The organism is Bradyrhizobium sp. HKCCYLRH1030, from assembly GCF_051168395.1.
Lineage (GTDB): Bacteria > Pseudomonadota > Alphaproteobacteria > Rhizobiales > Xanthobacteraceae > Bradyrhizobium.
Genome location: NZ_JBNPUY010000002.1, coordinates 891,808 through 913,672, shown reverse-complemented (window position 1 = coordinate 913,672; position 21,865 = coordinate 891,808). Strand labels below are relative to the sequence as shown.

General features: G+C 66.1%; 20 protein-coding genes and 1 riboswitch. Of the genes, 10 read left to right on the top strand and 10 right to left on the bottom strand.

The features are described from left to right. Positions 1 to 133: 133 nt before the first annotated feature. Entirely contained in the window at positions 134 to 871 is a 738-nt protein-coding gene (locus ACQR1E_RS09575) for a GntR family transcriptional regulator (protein ID WP_315715968.1), read from the top strand. A 14-nt stretch (positions 872 to 885) separates the two neighbouring features. Here ACQR1E_RS09575 and ACQR1E_RS09570 read toward each other — a convergent pair whose 3' ends face one another. Next, positions 886 to 2,982 carry an adenylate/guanylate cyclase domain-containing protein gene (locus tag ACQR1E_RS09570; RefSeq protein WP_316204056.1) on the bottom strand — a complete coding sequence of 699 codons (2,097 nt, stop codon included), beginning with the start codon at positions 2,980 to 2,982 and terminating at the stop codon, positions 886 to 888. A 288-nt stretch (positions 2,983 to 3,270) separates the two neighbouring features. On the opposite strand from ACQR1E_RS09570, the gene ACQR1E_RS09565 reads away from it, so the two are divergent. The 4 genes from ACQR1E_RS09565 to ACQR1E_RS09550 are packed head-to-tail and all read left to right on the top strand — an operon-like array spanning position 3,271 to position 5,835. Continuing rightward, entirely contained in the window at positions 3,271 to 3,576 is a 306-nt protein-coding gene (locus ACQR1E_RS09565) for a BufA1 family periplasmic bufferin-type metallophore (protein WP_315715966.1), read from the top strand. 39 nt (positions 3,577 to 3,615) lie between these two features. Further along, complete coding sequence (gene bufB / locus ACQR1E_RS09560) at positions 3,616 to 4,536, top strand: MNIO family bufferin maturase (RefSeq protein ID WP_434842404.1); 921 nt, start codon at positions 3,616 to 3,618, stop codon at positions 4,534 to 4,536. Then, positions 4,523 to 5,305, top strand: coding sequence for an HvfC/BufC family peptide modification chaperone (locus ACQR1E_RS09555; RefSeq protein WP_434896946.1), 783 nt, complete (start codon positions 4,523 to 4,525; stop codon positions 5,303 to 5,305). Before bufB ends, ACQR1E_RS09555 begins: the two co-directional genes overlap by 14 nt. Beyond that, complete coding sequence (locus tag ACQR1E_RS09550; protein WP_409977912.1) at positions 5,305 to 5,835, top strand: DoxX family protein; 531 nt, start codon at positions 5,305 to 5,307, stop codon at positions 5,833 to 5,835. Before ACQR1E_RS09555 ends, ACQR1E_RS09550 begins: the two co-directional genes overlap by 1 nt. Here the strand turns inward: ACQR1E_RS09550 and ACQR1E_RS09545 are convergent. From ACQR1E_RS09545 to ACQR1E_RS09535, 3 genes are all read right to left on the bottom strand, one after another. Continuing rightward, positions 5,775 to 7,394, bottom strand: a complete 1,620-nt coding sequence (locus ACQR1E_RS09545; RefSeq protein WP_316169931.1) for a hypothetical protein — start codon at positions 7,392 to 7,394, stop codon at positions 5,775 to 5,777. The two genes, ACQR1E_RS09550 and ACQR1E_RS09545, sit on opposite strands and share 61 nt — an antisense overlap. Positions 7,395 to 7,544: 150 nt before the next feature. Beyond that, on the bottom strand, positions 7,545 to 9,053 hold the full coding sequence (locus ACQR1E_RS09540; RefSeq protein ID WP_316195928.1) for a bifunctional class I SAM-dependent methyltransferase/glycosyltransferase family 2 protein: 1,509 nt from the start codon (positions 9,051 to 9,053) through the stop codon (positions 7,545 to 7,547). 619 nt (positions 9,054 to 9,672) lie between these two features. Next, positions 9,673 to 10,170, bottom strand: a complete 498-nt coding sequence (locus tag ACQR1E_RS09535; RefSeq protein ID WP_315715960.1) for a YchJ family protein — start codon at positions 10,168 to 10,170, stop codon at positions 9,673 to 9,675. A 132-nt stretch (positions 10,171 to 10,302) separates the two neighbouring features. Here ACQR1E_RS09535 and ACQR1E_RS09530 point away from each other — a divergent pair, with 132 nt between their 5' ends. Together ACQR1E_RS09530 and ACQR1E_RS09525 are read left to right on the top strand one after the other, a co-directional pair. Then, positions 10,303 to 11,541 carry a hypothetical protein gene (locus ACQR1E_RS09530; protein WP_315715959.1) on the top strand — a complete coding sequence of 413 codons (1,239 nt, stop codon included), beginning with the start codon at positions 10,303 to 10,305 and terminating at the stop codon, positions 11,539 to 11,541. 533 nt (positions 11,542 to 12,074) lie between these two features. After that, positions 12,075 to 13,109 carry a hypothetical protein gene (locus tag ACQR1E_RS09525; protein WP_315750659.1) on the top strand — a complete coding sequence of 345 codons (1,035 nt, stop codon included), beginning with the start codon at positions 12,075 to 12,077 and terminating at the stop codon, positions 13,107 to 13,109. A gap of 41 nt (positions 13,110 to 13,150) precedes the next feature. Here the strand turns inward: ACQR1E_RS09525 and ACQR1E_RS09520 are convergent, their stop codons facing one another. Beyond that, positions 13,151 to 13,486, bottom strand: coding sequence for an MmcQ/YjbR family DNA-binding protein (locus tag ACQR1E_RS09520; protein WP_315715957.1), 336 nt, complete (start codon positions 13,484 to 13,486; stop codon positions 13,151 to 13,153). Between the two features lie 190 nt (positions 13,487 to 13,676). On the opposite strand from ACQR1E_RS09520, the gene ACQR1E_RS09515 reads away from it, so the two are divergent. Continuing rightward, complete coding sequence (locus ACQR1E_RS09515) at positions 13,677 to 14,285, top strand: hypothetical protein (RefSeq protein WP_315716186.1); 609 nt, start codon at positions 13,677 to 13,679, stop codon at positions 14,283 to 14,285. Between the two features lie 177 nt (positions 14,286 to 14,462). Here ACQR1E_RS09515 and ACQR1E_RS09510 read toward each other — a convergent pair whose 3' ends face one another. From ACQR1E_RS09510 to ACQR1E_RS09490, 5 genes are all read right to left on the bottom strand, one after another. After that, entirely contained in the window at positions 14,463 to 15,365 is a 903-nt protein-coding gene (locus ACQR1E_RS09510; RefSeq protein ID WP_434842410.1) for an HNH endonuclease, read from the bottom strand. 165 nt (positions 15,366 to 15,530) lie between these two features. Next, complete coding sequence (locus tag ACQR1E_RS09505; protein ID WP_315750657.1) at positions 15,531 to 16,289, bottom strand: DUF7168 domain-containing protein; 759 nt, start codon at positions 16,287 to 16,289, stop codon at positions 15,531 to 15,533. A 211-nt stretch (positions 16,290 to 16,500) separates the two neighbouring features. Further along, positions 16,501 to 17,079 (bottom strand): hypothetical protein, encoded by a 579-nt coding sequence (locus tag ACQR1E_RS09500; RefSeq protein ID WP_434896945.1) that lies wholly within the window; start codon positions 17,077 to 17,079, stop codon positions 16,501 to 16,503. A gap of 65 nt (positions 17,080 to 17,144) precedes the next feature. Then, on the bottom strand, positions 17,145 to 18,137 hold the full coding sequence (locus ACQR1E_RS09495; RefSeq protein WP_434896944.1) for a DUF6925 family protein: 993 nt from the start codon (positions 18,135 to 18,137) through the stop codon (positions 17,145 to 17,147). A gap of 29 nt (positions 18,138 to 18,166) precedes the next feature. Beyond that, positions 18,167 to 20,170 carry a TonB-dependent receptor plug domain-containing protein gene (locus ACQR1E_RS09490; protein ID WP_434896995.1) on the bottom strand — a complete coding sequence of 668 codons (2,004 nt, stop codon included), beginning with the start codon at positions 20,168 to 20,170 and terminating at the stop codon, positions 18,167 to 18,169. A gap of 188 nt (positions 20,171 to 20,358) precedes the next feature. Next, positions 20,359 to 20,574: riboswitch (cobalamin riboswitch) on the bottom strand. A gap of 208 nt (positions 20,575 to 20,782) precedes the next feature. Here ACQR1E_RS09490 and ACQR1E_RS09485 point away from each other — a divergent pair. After that, positions 20,783 to 20,992, top strand: coding sequence for a CbtB domain-containing protein (locus tag ACQR1E_RS09485; protein ID WP_434896943.1), 210 nt, complete (start codon positions 20,783 to 20,785; stop codon positions 20,990 to 20,992). Positions 20,993 to 21,080: 88 nt separating this feature from the next. Then, entirely contained in the window at positions 21,081 to 21,851 is a 771-nt protein-coding gene (locus tag ACQR1E_RS09480; protein ID WP_434896942.1) for a CbtA family protein, read from the top strand. Positions 21,852 to 21,865: the final 14 nt, after the last annotated feature.

Sequence of the window (21,865 nt, the reverse complement as noted above, 5' to 3'; positions counted from 1 at the left end):
GTGCACATTCTTGATTCATCAATGAGATCAGCGTTCCGGGCTATGTCTCGATCCGCAGCGCGCCCGGCCGCGGACAGAATGTGCACATTTTTTGGAGGTGACGTGCCGCGCCTTTGGGCCTAGCTAAAACCTCATGGCGATGCGAGCGCAGCGAATCGGGAAGGCCAATCCCGCCGAGGACGAGGCGGTGTACCAGGCCATCCTGCGCGCGCTGCTGGAGGGCAAGCTCAAGGCCGGCACCAAGCTCGCCGAGACGCCGCTCGCCGCGCTCTTCGGTGTCTCGCGCGAGCGCATCCGAAAAGTTCTTCACCGGCTCGGCGCCGAGCGGCGGCTGGAGATGATCCCGAACCGTGGCGCGCGGGTGCCGCGGCCGACGCTCGATGATATCAGACGGGTTTATGAGGCACATCGCGTACTCGAGGCCGGCGTGCTCAGCCAGCTGGTGCTGCGGGTCGATGATCTCCTGCTCGCACGGCTCGATGCGCATCTGGCCGAGGAGCGCGCCGCCGCGCAGCGCGGCGATCGCGCGACGTCGGTGCGGCTGTCTGGCGCCTTCCACGTCCATCTCGTCGACTCCATCGGCAATCCCGAGCTGTCGCGCATGCTCGCCGATCTGCTCAGCCGCTCCTCGGTGATGGTGTCGGTATACGAGCCGGCGGCGCAGTCGATCTGCGCGGTCGACGAGCACGGCGCGATCGTCGACGCGCTGCGCGACCGCGACCTGCTGCGCGCGATCGCGGTGTCGCGAGAGCACTTCCTGCATGTCGAGGGCCGGCTGCGGCTCGACGACGATGCGGCGACGCCGTCTCAGGATCTCGCCGCCGTGTTCGCCGGACGGCGGCCGCTGCGCGGCAAGCTGCGGTCGGCTTAGTCGGACCGGCCACGTTACTTCGTCGTCAGCGCCGTCACCGGATGCCAATGATGATCCGCCCGCGTGCCTGCCAGGGGCCTGCAGCGCGTGATCATGACCTCGGCGGCGCGATCGCCGGGCTTGAGCGCGAGGACTGCTTCAAACGCCGCGATGGCTGCCTCGAAGTGCTGCGCGCGATAGTCCTGAAGTCCGCACGCGTAGTGTGCGATCCAGCGCACGTCCTGCGCGGCGACATTCTCCGCAAGCCCGACCAGCTCGTGGACGCGCAGGCCCTCTTCGCGGCCATAGACGGCGATGCGGTCGATCTCGCGGGTGAGAAACGCATCGCCCGCCAGCCGCGCGGTGCCCTCGCCGATCAGGATATCGGTGCCGTAGCTCTTGTTGGCGCCCTCCAGCCGGCTCGCGACGTTCACGGCATCGCCGATCACCGTATAGTTGAGACGCACCTCGGAGCCGATGTTGCCGACCAGCATGGGGCCGGAGTTGATGCCGATGCGGATGGCGAGCGGCCGGCCGTCATCGTCGCACAGGCCGCTGGCCTCCACCGCGTCTCGGCACGCCAGCGCGGCGCGGCAGCACAGAACCGCATGATCCGGCTGCGCGGCCGGCGCGCCCCAGAACGCCATCACCGCATCGCCGATGAACTTGTCGATGGTGCCGCCGTGGTCGACGATGACGGTCGAGATCAGGTCGAGATAGCGCGACAGCAGCGGCACGACACGGTCGCCCATGCGCTCCGACAACCCGGTGAAGCCGGCGATGTCGATGAACATCACGCTGAGCTCCTGGACATGGCCGCCCGGCCTGGCGTCGACGCCCTGCCGCAGCAATTGCCGGACGAGATCAGCGGGAATGAACTTGCCGAATGACGACAGCCCGCCGGCCATGTCATGAATGGCGCCGGACAGGCTCGCGATCTCGCGAAGCCGCGAGGGATGACGTCGCACCTGCTCGAGCGCGAAGGCCTCGACGTGACGCAGTTCGGCCACCACACGCCCGAGCGGGGCGGCGATGACGGCACGCGCCAGCGCGGCGGAGGCCAGCGCCGCGAGCACGGCGCCGATGCCGAGACCGATGATCACGCGCCGCAGCGCCGCGTCGACCGGACCGAGAAACTCCGCTTCCGGAATCACCGTAACCAGCGACCAGCCGGGAAACGGCAGCGCCGTGCGCGCGACCTCGAAGGCGCCGTCGCCCGATAGCACGCGCCCGCGCCAGGCCTCGTCGCCTTCGCGCGAGGACCGCATCGCCTGCTGCGCGATCGGCAGCAGCGGCTGGCGGCCCTGCCCGGCATTGACCTCGTCGGCGGTCTCGTCGGGCGCCGCGACCACGCCGCCATCAAGCGCCAGGATGAAGGCGCTGCCGGTGCGGCCGACCTGAAGCTGGGCGAGAAAGCGCGAGATGCGCGCGTGCTCGATGATGATGGCGAGCACGCCCTGCCGCTCCTGATAGACATCGATCGGGCCGGCCAGCGCGATCGCCGGGCGGTCTCCGCTCGGATGATGATCGACGCTGAACCAGCGCGGTTCGTCCGCAGCGAGGCTCTCCTTGAACCAGGGCTGGTCGGCGACCTTGAAACGGGTCGGCTCGAAGCGGCGTGTCGCGAACTCGATGTCGCCGGGCACGACGTCGTATTCATCGACACGGCGCTGGCCGGGATGATCGGTCAGGGAGATCTCCATCATCTCCAGGCGCCGGTCGCCGAGCTTGTGGGCGGCGAAGAACGAGCCGTCCGGCCAGCCGAACGCCGCCGATGAGATCGTCGCCTGCGACTGCAGCTGCGACAGGAACACGAATTCGCGCTTGTCCGCCTCGCGGGTGTCGAGCACGTTCTGCAGGAACAGCGTGCGGATGGCGGTGTGCGCGGCGCGCGCCTCGCTGACGATCGCGCTCACCTCCTTGCGCACGGCGCCCGCGATCTGCGCGTTGATGGTGCTCGCGAGCTGACGGCTGATCGCCTCCGAGGTGCGCCACCACAACAGACTCGAGGCAAGGGCCGTCAGCAGGATCGCGGTCAGCACCAGGGCCGACACGGCGAAGCGGATGCTGACGGTCAACCGCTCGTCGGCGGCGCCTCGGCGCGGCACTCGGCTCTTTGCGCTCGCCATCATCGCAGGTGGATCTCCGATCGGACCGAGCGGCGCGCGGGGCGGCGCGCGACCGGGAGCCGCCAGACTGCGCTCCGATGGCGTGAGCCGCCAATGCCGGCCGGCTAAGTCGATGATGCCTGCAAAGCATTGGCACTTCGAGTCGGCTTGCGCTCGACTAGGGCAGCTCCCAAGCACGCAATACCGCTCACAGGGTCGTGAGCGGAGTCGCCGCGTAACATTGTCGTGGCGGCGGGCGAAGGAGAGATGCGCGTCGCCAAGCGAGCGACGCAGAACACGAGAGGAATTGTCATGTCCGCCAAGAGAACCGTCACCACGCTGGCGCTCGCCGGCGCCGTCAGCACCGCGCTTGCAAGCCTCGCAATGGCCGGGCCACTGACCAAGGCCGAAGCGGAAGCCGCAATGGCCGCCAAGAAGGAGAAATGCTTCGGCGTTGCCCTGAAGGGCCAGAACGATTGCGCCGCCGGTCCCGGCACGACCTGCCAGGGCACCTCAACGATCGACTTCCAGGGCAACGCGTGGAAATTCGTCCAGGGCGGCACCTGCACCAGCATCGACGTGCCCGGCGGCCGCAAGGGCTCGCTGAAGCCGATCTGATAGATCTCGTTCACCCCAAGCGGAAAGCGGAGACGCAGCATGCGCACCGATGCCCCCCCTGCACCGGGCCCCACCATGCCGCTTCGCTTTCCGCCACCTCTCGGCGGCGTGGCCGGGACCAGCTTCAAGCCGTCGCACCTGGCCGCCATCCTGGCCGAGGCGCCGCAGCGCGGCTTCTTCGAGGTCCATGCCGAGAACTACATGGGCGCCGGCGGTCCGCCACACCATCAGCTCGAGGCGATCCGCAGGGATCATCCGCTGTCGATCCACGGCGTCTGCATGTCGATCGGCGGCCCAGGGCCGCTCGATCGCGAGCACCTCGCGCGCTTCCGCAAGCTCGTCGCCCGCTATCAGCCGAGCCTCGTCTCCGAGCATCTGGCATGGTCGACGCACGATACGACGTTTTTCAACGACCTGCTGCCATTGCCCTACACGGCCGCCACGCTGGCACGGGTCTGCGACCATATCGATGAGGTGCAGAGCGCGATCCGCCGGCCGATCCTGCTGGAAAATCCGTCGACCTACGTCGCCTTTCACGACTCGACGATGAGCGAGACCGACTTCATCCGCGCCATCGTCCGCCGCACCGGCTGCGGGCTCCTGCTCGACCTCAACAACGTGTTCGTCTCCGCGATCAATCATGGCTTCTCGCCACAGGACTATCTGGCCGACGTTCCGCTCGCCGCTGTCGGCGAGATCCATCTCGCCGGTCACGCCGTGCAGGCCGACGATGAAGGCGAGCCGCTGCTGATCGACAGCCATGACGGCCCCGTCGCCTACGATGTGTGGGCCCTGTTCGCCAGCGTGATCGCGCGCAACGGTCCGGTGCCGACGCTGATCGAATGGGACAGCAACATTCCGGACTGGCCCGTGCTGAAGGCAGAGGCCGCGGCCGCGCAGACGATTCTCGATGACCACGCCCCCAACTGCTCGCAGGAGGCGCGCGATGCCGCAGCCTGAGCAGGTTTCCGACTACGCCGCCCAGTTCGCCGCGGCGCTGCTGACGCCGGATTGCGCGACGCCTGTCGCCGTCAGGGGTCCGCTGGCCAAGGCGGCCGGGCGCCGGTTCAACGTCTACCGCAACAACGTCACGGTCAGCCTGATCGAGTCGCTCATCGCGATCTATCCGGCGGTGAAGCGCATCACCGGTCCCGACTTCTTCCGCGCGATGGCGCGGGCGCATATACGCGAAACGCCGCCGACGTCGCCGCTGCTCGTTGACTATGGACGCGACTTCCCCGCTTTCATCGCAGCTTACGAGCACGCCCGGACGATGCCGTTCCTGACGGACGTCGCACAGATCGAGCGGGCCTGGCTCGACGCCTATCACGCGGCAGACGCCGCGTCGCTCGACGGAGCCACGCTGGCGACGGTGCCGCCCGAGCGGCTGCCCGAGCTGCGCTTCGCCGCTCATCCCGCCACCCGCATCGTGCGCTCGGATTTCGCGGCGGTGACGATTTTCTCGGCCAATCGCGGCGATGCCCCGGTGCCGCGCATTGACGGCTCGGTCCCGGAGGACGCGCTGATCACGCGGCCCGCGTTCGACGTCGCCGTGCGCCACCTGCCGCGGGGCGGCGCGATCTTCGCGAGCCTGCTGATCACGCGGCAGCCGCTCGGCGTGGCCGCGGAAGCCGCGTTCGAGGCAGCGCCGGAGTTCGATCTCGCCACCAACATTGCCGGCCTGATCGAGGCCGGCGCCTTCACGGACATCAGTTTCGAGGACGCATGATGACGACGGACCACTCCATGGCGCCGACCGCGACACTGTCGCTGCCTTCCCTCGTCGGCCAGACCGTTCGGCTGCTGCAGAGCGCGACCCCGCTCACCCTAGTCCAGCTCGTCACTCGCATTGCGCTGGCGGTGCCGTTCTGGCGCTCGGGCATTCTCAAATGGGACGGCTTTCTCAGGCTGAGCGACACCGCCGTGACGCTGTTCAGCGACGAGTTCATGCTGCATCTGCCTGGCGGGCCATACCACTTTCCCATGCCGACGGTGATGGCGTTCCTGTCGGGCTGCGGCGAGGTCACCTTCCCCGTCCTGCTCATTCTCGGCCTCGGTACCCGCTTCGCGGCACTCGGCCTGCTGTTCATGACATGCATCGTCGAGCTCACGGTGCCCGACGGCTGGCCGATCCATCTGACCTGGGCCGCGATGGCGCTGGGCCTCATTGCCCATGGCGGTGGAAAGATCTCGCTCGATCACATCCTCGGCGGGCTGTTCGGCGGCGCGCACCAGGGCAGCACGAGCCGTGGCATGTAGTAGCCGCGCCACTCGCAGACCTCCTCGGGCCCCTTGCGCTTGAGCGCCATCTTGACCGGCTCGGCCTGGCTGATGCCGACATGGAGCGCGAGCAGCACCGCGCCGATCGGATAGGCGAAGCGGGAAAAGCGCAGGTCCGACAGACGATCGAGCAGGACCATGCCGGCGATGATGATCAGGGGATCGGTGAAGACGAAGTACTCGACCTTCAGCCCGCGGCGGACGCCGAGCGTGTCGATACCGATGGCCGCCAGCATCAGGAGGACGGCTTGGATGGCCGCCTGCCGCTCACCGCGGCGCCAGGCCATGACAATGCCGGGGATGATCAGCCAGGTCAGGAACACGGCGGGGCGGGCCGACGATTGCAGCACGAAGGTGTAGCGCCGGATGACCCCGAGGACGCCGGACAGCAACAGGCCGATCGCACCGCCCAGGCTGCCGGCGGCCTCGGGCGCGTCGACATAGGTGATCATCTTCTCGAGCGGATTGAGCACGACCACGACATCGTTGATGTCGTAGCTCAACTTCAGTGCCAGCAGGCCGAGGCTTGCGCCGGCCACCACCGCCAGCAGCGCCGCGACGGTCTCGGCCGCGCTCACGCGCCACAACCATGCGAAGGCGGCCATGCAGACCGCGACCACGCCGAGCAGCGCGAACTGGTAGAGGCCGAAGCGGCCGAGCAGCATCGGCTTGAGGCCGGCAGCCGTCGCATTGACGGGGTCGAAGCCGGCGGCGACCAGCGGCCAGGCGGCGATCGCGGCGACGATCGCCGCCACGGCTGCGACCATGACGGCCGCCCACGCGCGCGAGCTTTGCCAGAACGCCACGCTTGCGCTCGTCGCCGTCCCGAACGGCAACACCAGCACGGGAATGGTGGCGATCAGCAGGATCGCATGCACCTTGTTCTCCAGACCGAGCATGCAGAGCAGCGCGGCGAGTCCGACGGCGAGCGGCCGCGTCAGGCTGGCGCGGCGCGCGACCGCGATCAGGATCATCAGCGCGAGGATGCAGAACGACGCCGCGATCATCTCGCTGCGCAGGATGCGCAGATGCATCTGCACGCCGCCGGAGAAGGCGAAGGCGGTGACGGCGAGCATGGCGATGCGCCAATCCGACACCAGCCGGCGCGCGGCCCAAGCAAAGGCGAGGATGATGCCGGCGGCCGTCAGCAGCGCGGCGACGCGTCCGGCATGGACGGCGCCGGTCATCGCGACATCGAAGGCGGCGCGATCGGCGGGGATCGCCGACAATGTCCAGGCGTCGAGCAGGCCGAGCCGATGCAGCAGCGCGAACCAGGTCTCGACCGAGAGGATGGTGAGATAGGCCGGGTGATCGAAGAAGGCCTGTGCGCCGCCATCGTTCATGGCGAGCGCATTGTAGATCACCATGAAGTCCATGTCGGCATTGCGCCAATAGACGGTGAAATAGCCGGCGGTCAGGAACGACACGAGCGACAGCAGCAGCGCGACCGCGACCCCGCCGCGCCAGCCGAAGCGCGTCAGGCGGTCGAGGGCGTCGGGAAAGGGAGCCGATGCTTTCGGTACCGCTTTCTCCGTCATGCGCAGGCTTGTCCCACGCATCCATGTCGGCCCTCATCGACGAAAGAAGACGTCGATGGCCGGGTCAGGCCCGGCCATGACGATGTGGGAAGATGGGCAACCGATCCACGCACCGCTTGGTCAGGCTCGACGGCGTAGACAGCGGCCATCTCAGATCGCCTTGATCTTGAAGAACGCGAACACGACCATCTTCAGCAGCATCCAGCCGTGGCGGAAGCGGGAGATCTGGGTTTCGCCATAGCTGCGCGCGGCGTAGCGGATCGGCAGGTCGATCGATTTCAGGTTCAGCTTGGAGGCGCCGAAGATCAGGTCGAAATCGCCGAACGGATCGAAATCGCCGAAATAGGCCTTGCCGGCCTTGAGCCTGACATAGTCGCTGCGGCGGAGCACCTTGGTGCCGCAGAGCGTATCGGTGTAGCGCTGGTTCAGGAGCCACGAGAACAGATAGGAGAAGGTCTTGTTGGCGATGAGGTTGAGGAACCGCATCGCGCCCTCGTCCATCGGATAGACCAGGCGCGAGCCGTTGATGAACTCGCCCTTGCCGGAACGCAGCGCCTCGAAGAATTTCGGCAGTTGCTCCGGCGGCATGGTGAGGTCGGCATCGAGGATCATCAGCACGTCGCCGCGCGCGGCGTCGAACGCGGTGAACACCGCGTCGGCCTTGCCCTTGCCGGGCTGTCGCATCAGCTTGATGTCGTGATCGGGGAATGCCGCGCGCACCCGCTCCATCTCCTCATAGGTACCGTCCTGGCTGTGGCCCTCGACGAAGATGATCTCGACGTCGTTGCAGAACGCCGCGATGCGCCGGACCGCCGGCTCGATGTTGCCGCGCTCGTTGCGCGCGGGGATGACGACGGTGGCCGAGCGGACGTCGTCGCTCACGCAGCGCAGCGAACGCGACACCAGATAGTGCCGCAGCGCCAGCGCGCGCAGGCCCGGCAGCACGCTGAGGAAGCGGTTGGCGAAACGGCCGAAGCCGTAGAGCCGCAGCGGCGAGAGCACGCGCTGCTCTGACTTGACGGGATCGAAATCGGCCAGGTGCGCCAGGCTGCGCAGGTCGGCTGGCGACAGCACGTTCTGCTCCGGCTGCGGCATCCGCAGGCCCAGTGCTTCCGCAGCCTTCAGCAGCGGATACCAGAGGTGCGAGAAGTAGCCGATGACGAGTCGCGTCTCGCGCGTGCACAGCGGATGCAGCTGTTCGATGAACTGCTGGCAGTCGTCGAGCGAGCCGATGGTGTCGAGCACCAGGATGACGTCGAACGGGCCTGACACGGCGGCGAGTGTTGCCGGGTCCTCGGCATCGCCGACGACGAAGGTCAGGTGCGGATGCCGGGTGCGGGCGATCGCGATCTGCGCGTCGCTGAAGTCGATGCCGACGCCGTAGGACGGCTCGAGCGCGGCCAGGGTGTCGCCGAGGCCGCAGCCGATCTCCAGCACCCGGCTGCCCGGCGGAATCAGGAAACGCAGATAGCACGCGTCCTCGCCATGGAAGAACGATGCCTTGTCGCGCCAGCCCGCGCGTTCGGCAGCAAAGCGATTGGCATGCGCGAGGATGGCCGCCTTGCGCGGCGACAGCGGTCCGGGCGCAGGCGCCTCGCTTGCCGCGGCCGGTGGCCGCTCATGCTCGTCCTGCAGGACCTGACCATCCAACTCCGCCACTTGATACCATCCTCGTTTGGGGTTGCATCCTTCTAGGCCAGCCCGGTTGGGCGGAGTCAAGGCAAGTGACGAGGCGCTCGGCTCGCCACATTCGTCGCGGTGCTCACCCAGCAACCGGGCGCAGCGAAGCAGCCGACATCGTTCACGCGGCGCGTTCGCGCCCGAGTTTTGCGAGTCGTTCGCGCCCTCAAAATGCGAGGGCGCAGGGAAGGCCGGACCTCGACTGAGGCCCGTGGCCCGCCTGCGGAAAAAAATGCAGGCGGCAGGTACCACAGGTCCAGCCGGACAGATCCGGCCCTCCCTGCGCGATGGGTTGAACGTCTGCTCCGAGCTCTCCCCGGGGACCGGCTTGTTTGCCCCCGTCGCCTGCGCGACACGTCATGCCACACCGACTTAGCGCCAGCATCGGGGCGCCAGGACCACACGGCTTGAACGTCCGCGAGCTGTCCATCGTCCAGCGCATCAGCACCCGACAGACCCGCGGCCACCGCTCCCCGCCTCTACGTATCGTGACGACGCGTACGCCCCTCTGCATGAGGACGGGATGCGCGGATCAAACCATGATTTCTGAAAAATAGCAACAGAAATTTCGTTCATTCCGAATAATGGCCCACACAGCTCACCGCCCGCAGCAGAACTTGGATTTCTTGCCGCTGCCGCAGGGGCAGGGATCGTTGCGGCCGACCTTGGCCGCGCCGGCCGTCCGCTTCTGCTCTGTGACCACGGCCCGCGTGTCGCCCGAGACGAACCGCCAGGCGCCGTCGTCGTCGCGGCGGAACTGCGAGACCTCGTGGTGCTCGATGGTCCTGCCGCCCTCGCGATAGGTGGCGACGAAGCTGACCACGCCGTCAGCGTCGTCAGCCCCGCCGCGCGTCGTCGAGACGATGCGCAGGGAAAGCCAGGTCGCGCGCGTCGCCCAGTTATTTGCCGCGACGGCATCGAACGCGCGACGCTGGCCGGCCGCGAGCGTCGCTGCGATGTAGCCGATGTCGCCGCGCGTATAGGCTGTGTAGCGCGAGCGCATCAAAGCCTCGGCGGTCGGCGGCATCGCATCGCCACTGAGATAGGGACCGCAGCAGCGGTCGAAGGGAAGGCCTGAGCCGCAGGGACATGGCATGAAATTACGCTAGCACCGTTTCGGGGTTGATGAAATCTGACGGCGACGGCTGGCCTGCGGCCTTGGCCAGGAATAACGGTGGTTGTAACGAAACGAAGCCCATTCAGCTTGGAGGCTCGGAGCGTGAGGATAATGGTCGTGCGGCTCGTCTCGATCGTTGTCGCGCTGGTCGCCATGAACGCCGGTTACGGCGTCGCCGTCGAGCAGCCGGGACCCGATCGGATTTCGTCCATTCAGCGCGCCGTGTTTGCGGAGGGGCGGCTCTGGCTGCTCGATACCGGCGGCCGGCTGTCGAGCATGGCGGAGGGCGGTGAACGAAGCGACGTTGCTACGCCGGAGCCGGTGATCGAGTTATTCGTCCAGGATGGACGAGTGGCAATCGTGACTTGCCCGCAGGAGTTCTGCGTGCCGTGGACCTCCGTCGAGCGATGGACTGTGCGCCGACGGGATGGCGACGGTTGGGGAACGGTGGCCAATATCGCAACGAAGGGCGAGAAGTTCGTGGCCGCGACGTCCACCCTCTTGCTGACGGACAGCAGGATGATCGACCTGACCGGCGGTGAATTAGCGGAGACGGCACTTACATCGTCGTCCACGTCGTCGCGCGCCGCCCCAAGGCCGCTGAACGAGGGCAAGGATTTCAGGTTCGGCGGAGCCATCATGCTGCTGGAAGACGGCAGGACCATTGATCTCACCGAAGGCATGCCATGGGAGGCGGCTCCCCTCATGCCTTCCTCCAACCAAACGCTGGCACGCAAAAAGCCGTTGCGGAGATCGCCGGCCGCCAGCGTCCTCCTCACGGCGAAGCATGTCTTCGTCGGCTACAACGCCGGAGAATGGGGCGGCGGGCTGCAGCGGATCGATCGGATCACCGGGATCGTCTCCGATATCGACGATGTCGAGGGCGACCTGTGCGGCGGCAAGCTGAACCCCGAGTGCGATCCGGTCAACGGCATCGCAATCATTCCGTGGAAGCCGCATTGCATCGCCGTCGCGGTCGGGCTGATCCATATGGCCGCGCATGGGCGCATCGTGGAAGTGTGCGACGCCTCGATGCGGCAGCTCTATCAGCATGTCATCCAGGCACCGACGGATCAGACACCTGACGGGCGGACGCGGATCTCTTGGTTCGCCCAGACGACCGCATTCTTCGGGCTGCAGCGCCAGGGCGAGGATCTGCTCGCAATGGGACATGACGGCCTGTACCGGATCGGCCAGGGCGATGTGGTGCGACAGATTCCATTCCCAAACTTCAAGCCAATTGATGGCGTCGCGGTGAGTTTCGACATTCCTGGACTTGTGTTGCTGCTGACCACCGCCAACCGGCGCTTCTCGGTGAGCGGCAGCACGCCCATGCTGGTGCCGCGCTGAGTGTCACTCGCTCCGGCGAGGGATGACGCGCTCATGTTGAGGCTGGCCGCATAGACCATGTTCGACTATCGCACATCATCCGAACGGCTTGCGCGCCGGCCCACGCGTCGCGCCTCCGCTCACGCGCGAGTTGTGACTCCAAAGCCGCAGCTCGCGACTCTTCAGCTCGCACCGTCCCGCTACACGCGCCGCGCGGTTTCGAAACCGGCGAATCCGTGTTAACCATTGGTTAAGAACAAGGGTGTTGGGCAGATTGCTGACCGGCCCGGCCCCGCGCGGACCAGAACCTTCCGGGCGCCGCCTCATTACGCGGCGTCCGTGACCGCAGCCCACCGCATCATCGGCGGTTCAGGGCGCGTGAGATGCGAACGATTTCTTCGCGCGACGCCAGCCAGGCCGCAAGACACCTCAAGCCCGCCCTCGATGCGGGCCGCTGCTCACCTCCCGATCAGACGTGCACCCCGATGCCGGCGCGATCGGCGCTGCGTGCAAACGCAGCGTCGCGCCCATCACCACCGATTGGAGCAGCCCCGATGGCTGATGAGTCCGTAGTCGCATCCATCATTCCCTGGCAGCAGCCGAAGACGGCCAAGCCGCGTCCGAAGCGGGCCAAGGTCGTCAAGCCACGCCCGCGGCCCCGAGCCGACAAGGCCGAGAAGGCCAAGATGGCGGCGCTCGACGACGAGATGCTCGCGTCCGAGACGCTGATCATGCCGGATTTCCTGGACTACGTGAACGAGCCGGCGAAAGCTCCGGCCGTTGCCGAGGCGTCCCGCACGGGGGCGGCTGCCAGCGCGGCGGCCGCGGCGATCCCGGCCGCAGCGCCGCCGGCCACGATACCGCCGCGCGAAGCGTCGGCCGCGACCGAAGGCGAGGTCGTGCCGGCCGCCGCGCCGATCACGCCGGCAAAGCCCGCGCGCGCTGGCATCACCGCCTCGTCGGTCCTGCTGCAGCTGGCCGCACTGGCGCTGGCCGCGGTCGGCATGGCCATGAACGGCTGGTTCGCACACTCGCTCGGCTCGAACAGCACCGCGGGCTACATGTTTCTGGCGGTCGGCGTCACCGCCGACCTCGTCGCGCTGGTGATGCCGACCTGCGCCGCACGGCTGTGGCAGGCGCGCCACCGCGCCTCGGCACTGACCGGCTGGACGGTGTGGCTGATGACCTTCGTGTTCGCGGTCACCGCCGGCATCGGCTTCGCCTCCACCAACATCAGCGACGTCACCTTGGCGCGCGCCTCGCGCGTGACGCCCGCGGTGCAGGCCGCGCAGACGGCGCTCGCGGATGCAATGACCGCGCGCGACCGCGAGTGCAAGGGCGGCGTCGGCAAGTTCTGTCGGGAGCGCGAGGCTGCGGTCGCCGAGCGTCGCCTGGCGCTGGACGCGGCGATGTCCACGGTCAGCCAGACCGCCGATCCGCAGACCGAGGCCGCGATCAAGCTGGTGGCGTGGGTGTCGCGCGGCGTGGTGAAGCCCTCCGCCGACGACTTCGTCATGCTCCGCCTGATCCTGCTGGCGCTCCTGCCGCAGATCGGCGGCGTCCTGCTGATGGTCGGGCGGAGGGTATGAGAGTTCTTGTCGCCGCCGGCGATTGTTTCGCCGGGGTCGGCTCAGCGCCTGCTGCGGCCGCGTGAACGCTGCGGACGATGCGCGGCGCGCCACGCGCTCTCGAGCACGCCGCGCAGGCGAGCGGCGTCGACATCGGCGAGTGACACGGTGGTCCAGCCCTGATCACCCCATTTGTTCGGGACCCGGCGAAACACGCCGGGCTGCAGGCCGGCATGGTGCTCCTGCTCGTCGGGCGTGAGCAGGACGTTGGCGGATGCGCCATCGGCGGCGAGGGTCGCGAAGGTCCGGTGCAGCTTGAACGCGGTGCGATCGAAGTGAGGCGCCGCGGTCGTTCCGGCGAACGACAGGGCGAGAGCACGAAATTCGTCACCGGTCATCTCGACGCGCCTCGTGTGATCGTATTCGAACGATAGGACTAGCACCGGCCATGGCGGTCCGCCATACGGCGGACGTCGCGCCCTGCACGCAAACGTGAAGCCCCGGCATCCCGGGGCCTTGATGCAGGTCAAAACTATACGACCTCGTTTCTATATGGCTTGTCGCAGGATGGATCAGAGGAGAGCAGCCATGCCGGCACAGAGCACGATGCAGGTCTACCTGAACTGGGCCAGGGAGCGCCTCCACGAGATGGATGCCGCGCTGGAGTCGCTGGGGGTCAAGGCAGCCGAGGTCGAAGCAGCATCCAAGGTGAAGACCGAGGAGATCATGGCGGACTTGAAGAAGCGCCGCAGCGACCTCGAAGCCCTGCTCAAGACGCAGGCAGCGGCCGGCGAAGCCGCGATGGCCAGCGCGAAGACCGAGCTGGACGCGCACTGGGCCGGATTCGAGGCGCAGATGAAGGCCTATTTCGACGCCGCCGGCAAGCAGGCCGCCCAGCAGCAGGCGACCTTCAAGGACATCGCCGCCGCGCAGGCGACGGCATGGCGGGAGTCGGCTGACAGGTTTCGCGAGGCGGCGACCAAGGTGACGACGGTCGGCACGACCGATCTGGACGCCGTGCTGAAGCAGCTCAAATCCGACGCGGCAGAGGCCGGTGCCCATCTCGAGAAGCTGAAACAGACAGGCAGCGAATCCTGGTCGGTGCTCAGCGCCGCCCTGAGCGAATCCCGCAAGGCGTTCGATCAGGCCAATCAGGCAGCTTGGAATGCGTTGAAGGGGCCGGGCGGGAAGAGCTGAGGGCGGTACGGCCAGAACGCCGCGATCCATCATGGGGCGGCGTCGCGAAACGCGACGCGCCCCGCAGTCAACGGATGGACGAAATGTGACGGGGTCGAGGGAAGCCGCAGCACCGCCCCCAGGGCAAGCCTACCAGCGCGAGCGGACAGCGCCGCTCGGACTCACTCCCTGATCGAGTCACTGCTTGAAGCAATGGCGGCGATGCCATTGCAGAAAGTGAGGGTGCGGTCGATCTCGGGCGCGGTCTGGAGCGAAAGCAACCCCGGACTGATTGACGAAGCCACGGATACGAGCGATGTCGTTGACGTGCCGAGAGACCAGGATGGCGAGATCATCGTCAAGGCTGATCAATCCTCGGTCGAACATCCAATGGACCGTTCCCGACAAGGCCAGCCCGTTTTGCACGAGGTCGGGCCCGTTGGCCTCGACAGGGCGAATATGGGCCGCATTCACTTCGGCACGTCCGCCGCCGTTGATCAGTTTCAGCCCGGTGATGGCGCAACGTTCGCCATAGGCTCGCAGTACGATCTTGCGGAACAGGCGATCTCGGGCGATACGCGACGTCAGACGTTGGATGCGATCGCGGAGCTGCTCCGACACCAATGGCGTTTGATCCTCTTCAAACCCATTAAGGGGGTGGCCGGTCTCCGGCATACGCGGCAACAGGGCGTCTCGATCATCAAGACCGCGCTCGATGATACGCTGAAAGTCCTTCGGCGAAATCGGCCGCACAGCCGCCTGCGCCCGGCCCGAGAGCTTGCCCGTATCGTTGAGCAGGCCCCGCTCGATCGGGCCGTTCTGCTCGCTGAAGGGAACCGGACTGACGAATTCGAGGTATGAGCCGGGCTGAATGAGCGCGAGATACATATCGGGCGCCTTCGGATCTGGAATGATCCGCTCGACCCGAGCGATCGCGAAATAGCCGCGCGTTCCCAGCACTTTCGTCGGCTCTAAGTAGACAATCCAATCTCCGACGCTGCCCTGCGCGCGGCCGAGATATTGTTTGGGAAATTGGTACTGCTCCGCCGGACTATCGTCGTAAATCGAATCAGTCCGATGCATGAAGACGCAGTAGCTCATGCAGGCAGCTTAACTGAGCGACTCGGATGGAAGCAAATGTCGCAGCCAGCCGAGATCGCCGTGTCGCTGTACTTAGGAGTACGACGCTGGACGTCGATGCACGACGCCGCAACCGGCTTGGGCCGTGCTTGAAGGACCCACAGCCGACGTCGAACTAGGCGTCCGTCAGCCTCGCTTCGAACTACCTGGCGGTGGCGCGCCGCTCACGCCCGGACTGATCGCGAGCGTGGTGCCGGCGGCACCTCCCGCTTCATAGGCCGCCGTCGACACCATCCGGCTCGTGCTGCGCGCCGACCGCAGCTTCAGATCGAGCTTGTCGAACTCGGCATCGACCACCGAGGTCTTGAGCACGACCAGGCCGCGGCCGCTGCTCTGGTTGATCTGATCCCGGGCCGCCTTCATCGCCACCAGGCGGTCGGCGATCGACACCACCATGCCGAGGGCGAAGGAGGCATTGGCGAGATGCCGGTCCTGGTGCCGGAACCGGCGGTACTCGGCCGAGGTCTTGTAGCGGCCGAGTTCGGCGCGCACGGCGTTGTCGATCAGCTCCGCCAGGTAGTGCGCAACCTCGACATCCGCGGGGAGACCGAAGAACACATAGCTCGCTTCGCCGGCCGGATTCTTCTCGCGCCAGACCCGGCAATCGCAGAAATGCGCGATCGCGCCGATGCAGTCATCGAGCGGAATGCGCTTCTTGCGATGGGTCTCATAGACCTTGCGCTCGCACGCCGACGCCCGCAGCTCGAGGTCGGACAGCGACAGGTCGTGGCGATCGAGCAGTTCGGCGACCTTGGCGGCCGCGGACAGCGCCTCGTCCTCGGTGCAGCCATTGGCGATGGTCTTGGCGCGCAGCGCCTGAATGCGGGATTTCAGCTTGTCGAGCGCAACAGGATCGGAAGCGGCAGGATCGAACGTCTGGCTCACCGCTCAAGGCCCATGACAAGCCCCGCCGGGAGGTGGCCGAGGGAGGAACTGGCGGAGAGGGAGGGAGTCAACGCCTGTTGAAAGATGGACCATTTTCGATCCCGCGGGCCGAAAAACCACGGTTCGAGCCACTGAAATCACGTCTCGAACGAGGGGGCGCCGTTGAACAGTTCACGGTACGGCGCCATCGCATCCGATGGCGCCGTTTTGACTATCGGGATACCGCACGGTACGGCAGGATCGGTCTGAGCAGACGCACGATTTCGCAAGCTGCAACGAGCCCGATCAGCCAGGCCGCACTGGTGAACCCAATACGCGCGACGATCGCCAGCGTGAAGCTCGCCTCTCCGCCGAGTATGGGCGTCGCTGCAAGCAGCACCAGCTCATAGGTGCCGTAGGCCCCGGCCAGGGCCGCTCCGAGCGCGAGCGGCAGCATGGTAGGACGTAAGGCCTGCAACACGGTGCGGGCGACGACAGTGGCAGCAAGCGCAGCAGCGCCGATAGTGCCCCCCCAGGCCAGCGTGTTGACGTCCACGGGATAATGCAGGACGCCGAAGCCGATGCCCTGGTTGACGAGCCAGGCTCCGAGCACGCAGAGCAAAGCCGCGCGCAGCCTCAGCATCGCGGCTCCGACCACTGCGAAGGCGGAGAACGGCGTGGCGCAGGCAAAGGCGAAGCTCGCCAGCGCGCAGGCGGTGACCACCAGCGCGAAGCAGAAGGCCGCGGCATGCCGGGCCGGAACCGGCACGAGGCGCGCCTCGGACGGGGGTGTGAGGATATCAAGAGCCATGGGTCGTCTCCATTGAGGTTGATCGTAGTCCATTCGCGAACGAGGGCAACAGTCGGTTCGGTGATTCAGTGTGGGGCGTCAGCCGTCTCGGCCTCATCGCTGGCGCGGTCGTACGTGGAGAGCCACGCGGACAGCGCAGCAGATCTCGCACCCGATGCATGCAATTGACGCAACGTTACGCGGATCGTGGCGCGCGCCATTCGATCGTCGGGAAGGTCAGCTTCGGAGGGACCACGGCCGGCTCTCACGTGCGCCGCGACGTCGTTCTTGAGCGCGACGAGACGTGGATCGCCATAACGGTCCAGCAGCCGATCGAAGGCCGCGAGATGGCGGGCAACGAACGGCTGCGGCCGGCCGAGCGGATCACGCAGCGGATGTGGTGGATAGACATGCGCACATGGAATCCAGCCGTCGGGCAACGGCTCAGTCGCCGCGTGGGTGCGGCCATGGGCCAGCAGTTTCGGCAGGATGTGCGTGTGTGGCCCGTCCGGGCTGCGGCCGCCGGGGGGCGGGATCGGCTGGAAGATTTCGGCCCGGCCGATACGGCTGATGAAAACGCGGTGCGGATTGGCTGCCAGCATCACGCGCATCAGTTCGCCGTCGGGCGCGAACAGCGATGAGCCAACGTGGCGGCGCAATGCGGCAACGAGCTTTGGGTCGCGGCTTCGGACGCAGACGTCGACCTGCAGCGCCGTCAAACCGAGGTCGAATAGCACAGCCTCTCTGTCCTCCGGTCGCAGGGCATCGCGATCGGGGCCGAGCTCTGTTATTCCGGTTCGCTGGTTCATTGCGCAAGACGCGTGCGGCAGGCAGAGGGCGACGCGATGGCTCCAGCCGTCACGTGTCGGAAACTCGGATGCGATCAGACGAAGGTCGGCGTTGGCGCAGAAGCGTATGCCGCCACGCGCCGTCACCGCGCCGATAACTCCGAGATCGACGAGAAGCCTGACCGGTTCCTCTGCGTCGCGCGTGAACTCGGCGATTGCACCGAACGTGCCGAGGCTCCACCCGGTATCGAAGTCGACGAGAAAGTCCCGAAGCTGATCCATGGGCGCCATGTCATCTCTCCCGATCCTCATCTGAGCTGTCATTGCACGCCATAGGTCGCCACGCGGATGCCACCAAACACACCGAGACCTGGGGCCAGGAAGCCGGTCGGGTTCTGGTAGTGGCGATTGAACAGGTTATCGATGCGGCCGAACAGCTTGACCTGATCGGAGACCGCATAGTCGCCGCGCAGATTCGCGATCGTATAGCCGGGAGCGGCAAGTCCGGACGTCATGCCGTCACGGCTGACGTCGAGCCAGTCGCTGACGTGCAGCACGGTCGCCGACAACTTCAGCGGATCGATCGGTGTCCAGATCGCCGTCGCGCTCCATTTTTCCTTCGGTCGGCGTAGCAGCTGGATGCCCGTGGTCGCGTCGACGGCCCGGGTAAAGGTGTAGTCGGCACGGAGCGACAACCTATCCGTCAGTCTCGCCGAAACGAAGTTCTCGGTGCCCTCGGTCGTCGCGAGGCCCACATTGGCGTAGGACGTGAACGTCGCGTTGAAATTGATCAGATTGGTAATACTGTTGTGAAAATAGGTCGAGCCGAAGCGGATTCGATCTTCGAACAGCGGCTGCTCGAACCCCGCATCGTAGCCGGTGCTTTCCTCCGGTCTGAGGTTCGGATTGGCGAAGAAGTTGAACGCCGCCAAGTCCTGGTAGAGCTGGCTCAACGTCGGGGCCTTGAATCCGGTGCCATAGCTGGCTTTCAGCTTGGTCTCGGTGACCGGCAGGATCATGGCCGGCGCGATCCGATACGTCCCGTGCCCCCCGAACCGATCGTTGACGTCGTTGCGCAGGCTCGCGACCAGGAACAGGCGTTTTGCGAACTCCGTCTGCAGCTCGATGAATCCGGCCTTGTTGCCATTCTCGGCCGAGAGGTCAGTCGTCCTGAGTCGTTCGGTTTGCTGCTCGAGTCCCACGACGACATTGTTGTGGGGGGCGAGCTCAGTGACAGCATGCCAATCATACTTGACGCGCTCGCCGGTTGCGACCGCAGCGGTGGGATCGCCAGCCGTCAAGTCGGATGTCCAGTTGTTGACGTAGTTGATCCCGAAATAGTTCTTGATCCTGCCGTCCAGCAGCGACCAGACCGCTTCCTCGCGTGTTGCGAGCTGATGAACGGTGTGGGTGCTCTGGGCTGCATTCGGGACGCTGGGGAAGCCGCCGTCGCCGGTGAATAGAAGCGTTGCATCGGTGTAGCGAACGACCGAATTGAGCGTCCAGGCCTCATTGAGGTCAATTCCGAACTTGGTCGAGGCCGTGACGTTGTCGTAGGAATTGCCGATCGCTTTCTGCCCCGCCGGCAACAGCTGCCAGGGCGTGACCGGCAAGTCACCGGCGTGGAGGTGCGCGACGTTGACGGCATAGTTGACATTGTCCTGAGCGCCGCTGACGCCTGCCGATTGATTGAATGTCTTGAACGAGCCGGCCTCGACCGACGCCGTCGCCCGCGGCGGGCCCTCGCCCTTTCGCGTGATGACGGAGATGACGCCGCCAATCGCATCGGAGCCGTAGAGCCCGCTCTGCGGGCCTCTGAGCACCTCGAATTGCTGGATGTCGGAGGTCAGCAGGTGAGCGAAATCGAACGCGCCATTGGCATTTGTGACGTCACCGACATCGATGCCATCGATCAGGATTTTGGTGTGATTGGAATTGGTCCCGCGGATGAACACGGAGCTCTGTCCACCTGGTCCTCCGGTCTGCACGACATTCAATCCGGGAACGGAAGCGAGGACGTCGGGCACGCTGCGGGCCTGCTGCGTGGCGATGTCCTTCGCCGTCACGACCGTGAGCGCATTCGCCACATTGGCGGCAGGGGTCACGATTCCGGTTGGGCTGACGACGAGTTGTGCGTTGGCCTGCGCGCGAGCAACCGGGACCTGCGATGGGGCCGCAGCTGATGAGCGTGCGCGAGAGGTCTGGGACTGGCGCTGCATCGCGGGCTTCGGTACGGGCGGCTTGCGCGGCGGATCGACCTCGACGGGGGGCAGCAGGCTGGGAGAAGCGGATTGCTGGGCGCTGCCCGGATCCGCGTGGAGCATGGCGATGGACAACAGGAGCGTGGACGACAGCAAGCCGGCGCGATGGCGCCGGACGACAGACAGACTTGAGAACACGAGGGGACCTCGGCATGACGTCAGTGGCACGTCACCGCGAACGAGGTCTCACACCGGACAATGCTGTCCGGTGTAAAAACGATGCCAATGAACGCCCCGACCGGCATCTTCGCGTGTGACCACGGCTGACGGCAGGTCTCCTGGCTCGCGGGTCGTCACCTCAACGCCGCCTTCCCAGGACCGAGTGTTCCCAGTGGCATCTGACGTGAGATTCGCCGCATACAGTTGCGGGGGCAGCTGCGACCTTCGCACGACCCGGAAGGATCGTATCGGCACCGCATTCCCTTTTGAGCCCCGGTTAAGGGGGCACCGTCACATTCAGGTTACGGGCCGATGGTCGTCGATGTCAATCGATATGAACTGCGGCGGTCTCGCGGACCACGAGTGTAACCAATGCGGCGCGTCGGGCGACAGCGAAGCGGATCATTTTTCGACTATCCCCGCTCCAAGGGCCGCGTTTATATTCGCGCCACCGTTGCTTGGCGTGCCACCCGGTGCGTCCTCGGTAATTCCGACTCAGGATTAAGGAGCTCCTCCGTGGCAACAGCGGCGTCACTTTCGGGCACTCTGCCCTCAGCCATTCCCGTCCGCGAGATTCTGCCATGGGCGATCTTCGGCGGCCTGATGCTCGTTCTCGGCATCTATTTTGTCGGCGTCGAAGAAGGCGCAGCCGCTGTCTTCAACAGCATGTATGTCCATGAATTCGTCCATGACGGACGGCATCTCCTCGGATTTCCGTGCCACTGAACCGCGGGCTCGGCTGCGCCGGAGTTGCTCGATTGCGCGCCGGCCTTGAGGACAATTGTCGTGTTTCCTCTGCTCTGAGAGAAGATCGATGACGGGGCGGTTGCTCCTGCGCGGCATGCTGGCCGGCCTCGTGGCCGCCTTGCTTTCCTTCGGCTTTCTCAAGCTGGCTGGCGAATCATCGGTCGACCGCGCGATCGCTTTCGAGACCATGGTCGATGAGGCAAAAGCCAGATTGAGCGGCGGGGAGGCGGCAGCCAAGGGGCAGCCCGCGCCTGCCGTCCTGGCCGAGCCCGAACTGGTCAGCCGTACGGTACAGGCCGGCATCGGCCTCTTGACGGGCGTCATCGTCTACAGCACGGCGTTTGGTGGCCTGTTCGCGCTCGCCTTCGCGTTGGCCTTCCGGCGTATGGCCGATATCGGCCCGCGGGCGACCTCGGCCGTACTTGCGGCGCTTGGCTTCGTCGCCGTCTACGCTGCGCCCATGCTCAAATATCCGGCCAATCCGCCATCGGTCGGTCTCGCCGAGACCATCGGGATGCGCACAAGTCTGTACTTTGCTCTTATTTTGCTATCGCTTGCTGTGATGATCGCCGTCGGGATGCTGCGCATCCGCCTGCTGCCCCGGGTTGGCGAATGGAACGCGGCCTTGATCGCGGCCGGCGTCTATATCGCCATGATGACGGGCATCGGTCTCGCACTGCCTGATGTGAACGAGGTGCCGGAGGAGTTTCCGGCCACCGTGCTCTGGCAGTTCCGAATCGCCTCACTCGGCGGGCAGGTCATCATGTGGGCCACGCTCGGATTGCTGTTTGGCTTTCTTGCCGAACGACTCATTGCGCCGCAAAGCGCGCGTGCTTGAGCGGCCGCGGCAAT

Coding starts and splice junctions, on each gene's coding strand:
- bufB (WP_434842404.1), top strand. CDS start 3,616: ATGCGCACCGATGCCCCCCCTGCACCGGGCCCCACCATGCCGCTTCGC.
- ACQR1E_RS09495 (WP_434896944.1), bottom strand. CDS start 18,137: ATGGCGCCCATGGATCAGCTTCGGGACTTTCTCGTCGACTTCGATACC.
- ACQR1E_RS09530 (WP_315715959.1), top strand. CDS start 10,303: ATGGTCGTGCGGCTCGTCTCGATCGTTGTCGCGCTGGTCGCCATGAAC.
- ACQR1E_RS09535 (WP_315715960.1), bottom strand. CDS start 10,170: ATGCCATGTCCCTGCGGCTCAGGCCTTCCCTTCGACCGCTGCTGCGGT.
- ACQR1E_RS09525 (WP_315750659.1), top strand. CDS start 12,075: ATGGCTGATGAGTCCGTAGTCGCATCCATCATTCCCTGGCAGCAGCCG.
- ACQR1E_RS09545 (WP_316169931.1), bottom strand. CDS start 7,394: ATGACGGAGAAAGCGGTACCGAAAGCATCGGCTCCCTTTCCCGACGCC.
- ACQR1E_RS09555 (WP_434896946.1), top strand. CDS start 4,523: ATGCCGCAGCCTGAGCAGGTTTCCGACTACGCCGCCCAGTTCGCCGCG.
- ACQR1E_RS09550 (WP_409977912.1), top strand. CDS start 5,305: ATGACGACGGACCACTCCATGGCGCCGACCGCGACACTGTCGCTGCCT.
- ACQR1E_RS09480 (WP_434896942.1), top strand. CDS start 21,081: ATGACGGGGCGGTTGCTCCTGCGCGGCATGCTGGCCGGCCTCGTGGCC.
- ACQR1E_RS09570 (WP_316204056.1), bottom strand. CDS start 2,982: ATGATGGCGAGCGCAAAGAGCCGAGTGCCGCGCCGAGGCGCCGCCGAC.
- ACQR1E_RS09510 (WP_434842410.1), bottom strand. CDS start 15,365: ATGAGCTACTGCGTCTTCATGCATCGGACTGATTCGATTTACGACGAT.
- ACQR1E_RS09520 (WP_315715957.1), bottom strand. CDS start 13,486: ATGACCGGTGACGAATTTCGTGCTCTCGCCCTGTCGTTCGCCGGAACG.
- ACQR1E_RS09515 (WP_315716186.1), top strand. CDS start 13,677: ATGCCGGCACAGAGCACGATGCAGGTCTACCTGAACTGGGCCAGGGAG.
- ACQR1E_RS09565 (WP_315715966.1), top strand. CDS start 3,271: ATGTCCGCCAAGAGAACCGTCACCACGCTGGCGCTCGCCGGCGCCGTC.
- ACQR1E_RS09575 (WP_315715968.1), top strand. CDS start 134: ATGGCGATGCGAGCGCAGCGAATCGGGAAGGCCAATCCCGCCGAGGAC.
- ACQR1E_RS09500 (WP_434896945.1), bottom strand. CDS start 17,079: ATGGCTCTTGATATCCTCACACCCCCGTCCGAGGCGCGCCTCGTGCCG.
- ACQR1E_RS09490 (WP_434896995.1), bottom strand. CDS start 20,170: ATGCTCCACGCGGATCCGGGCAGCGCCCAGCAATCCGCTTCTCCCAGC.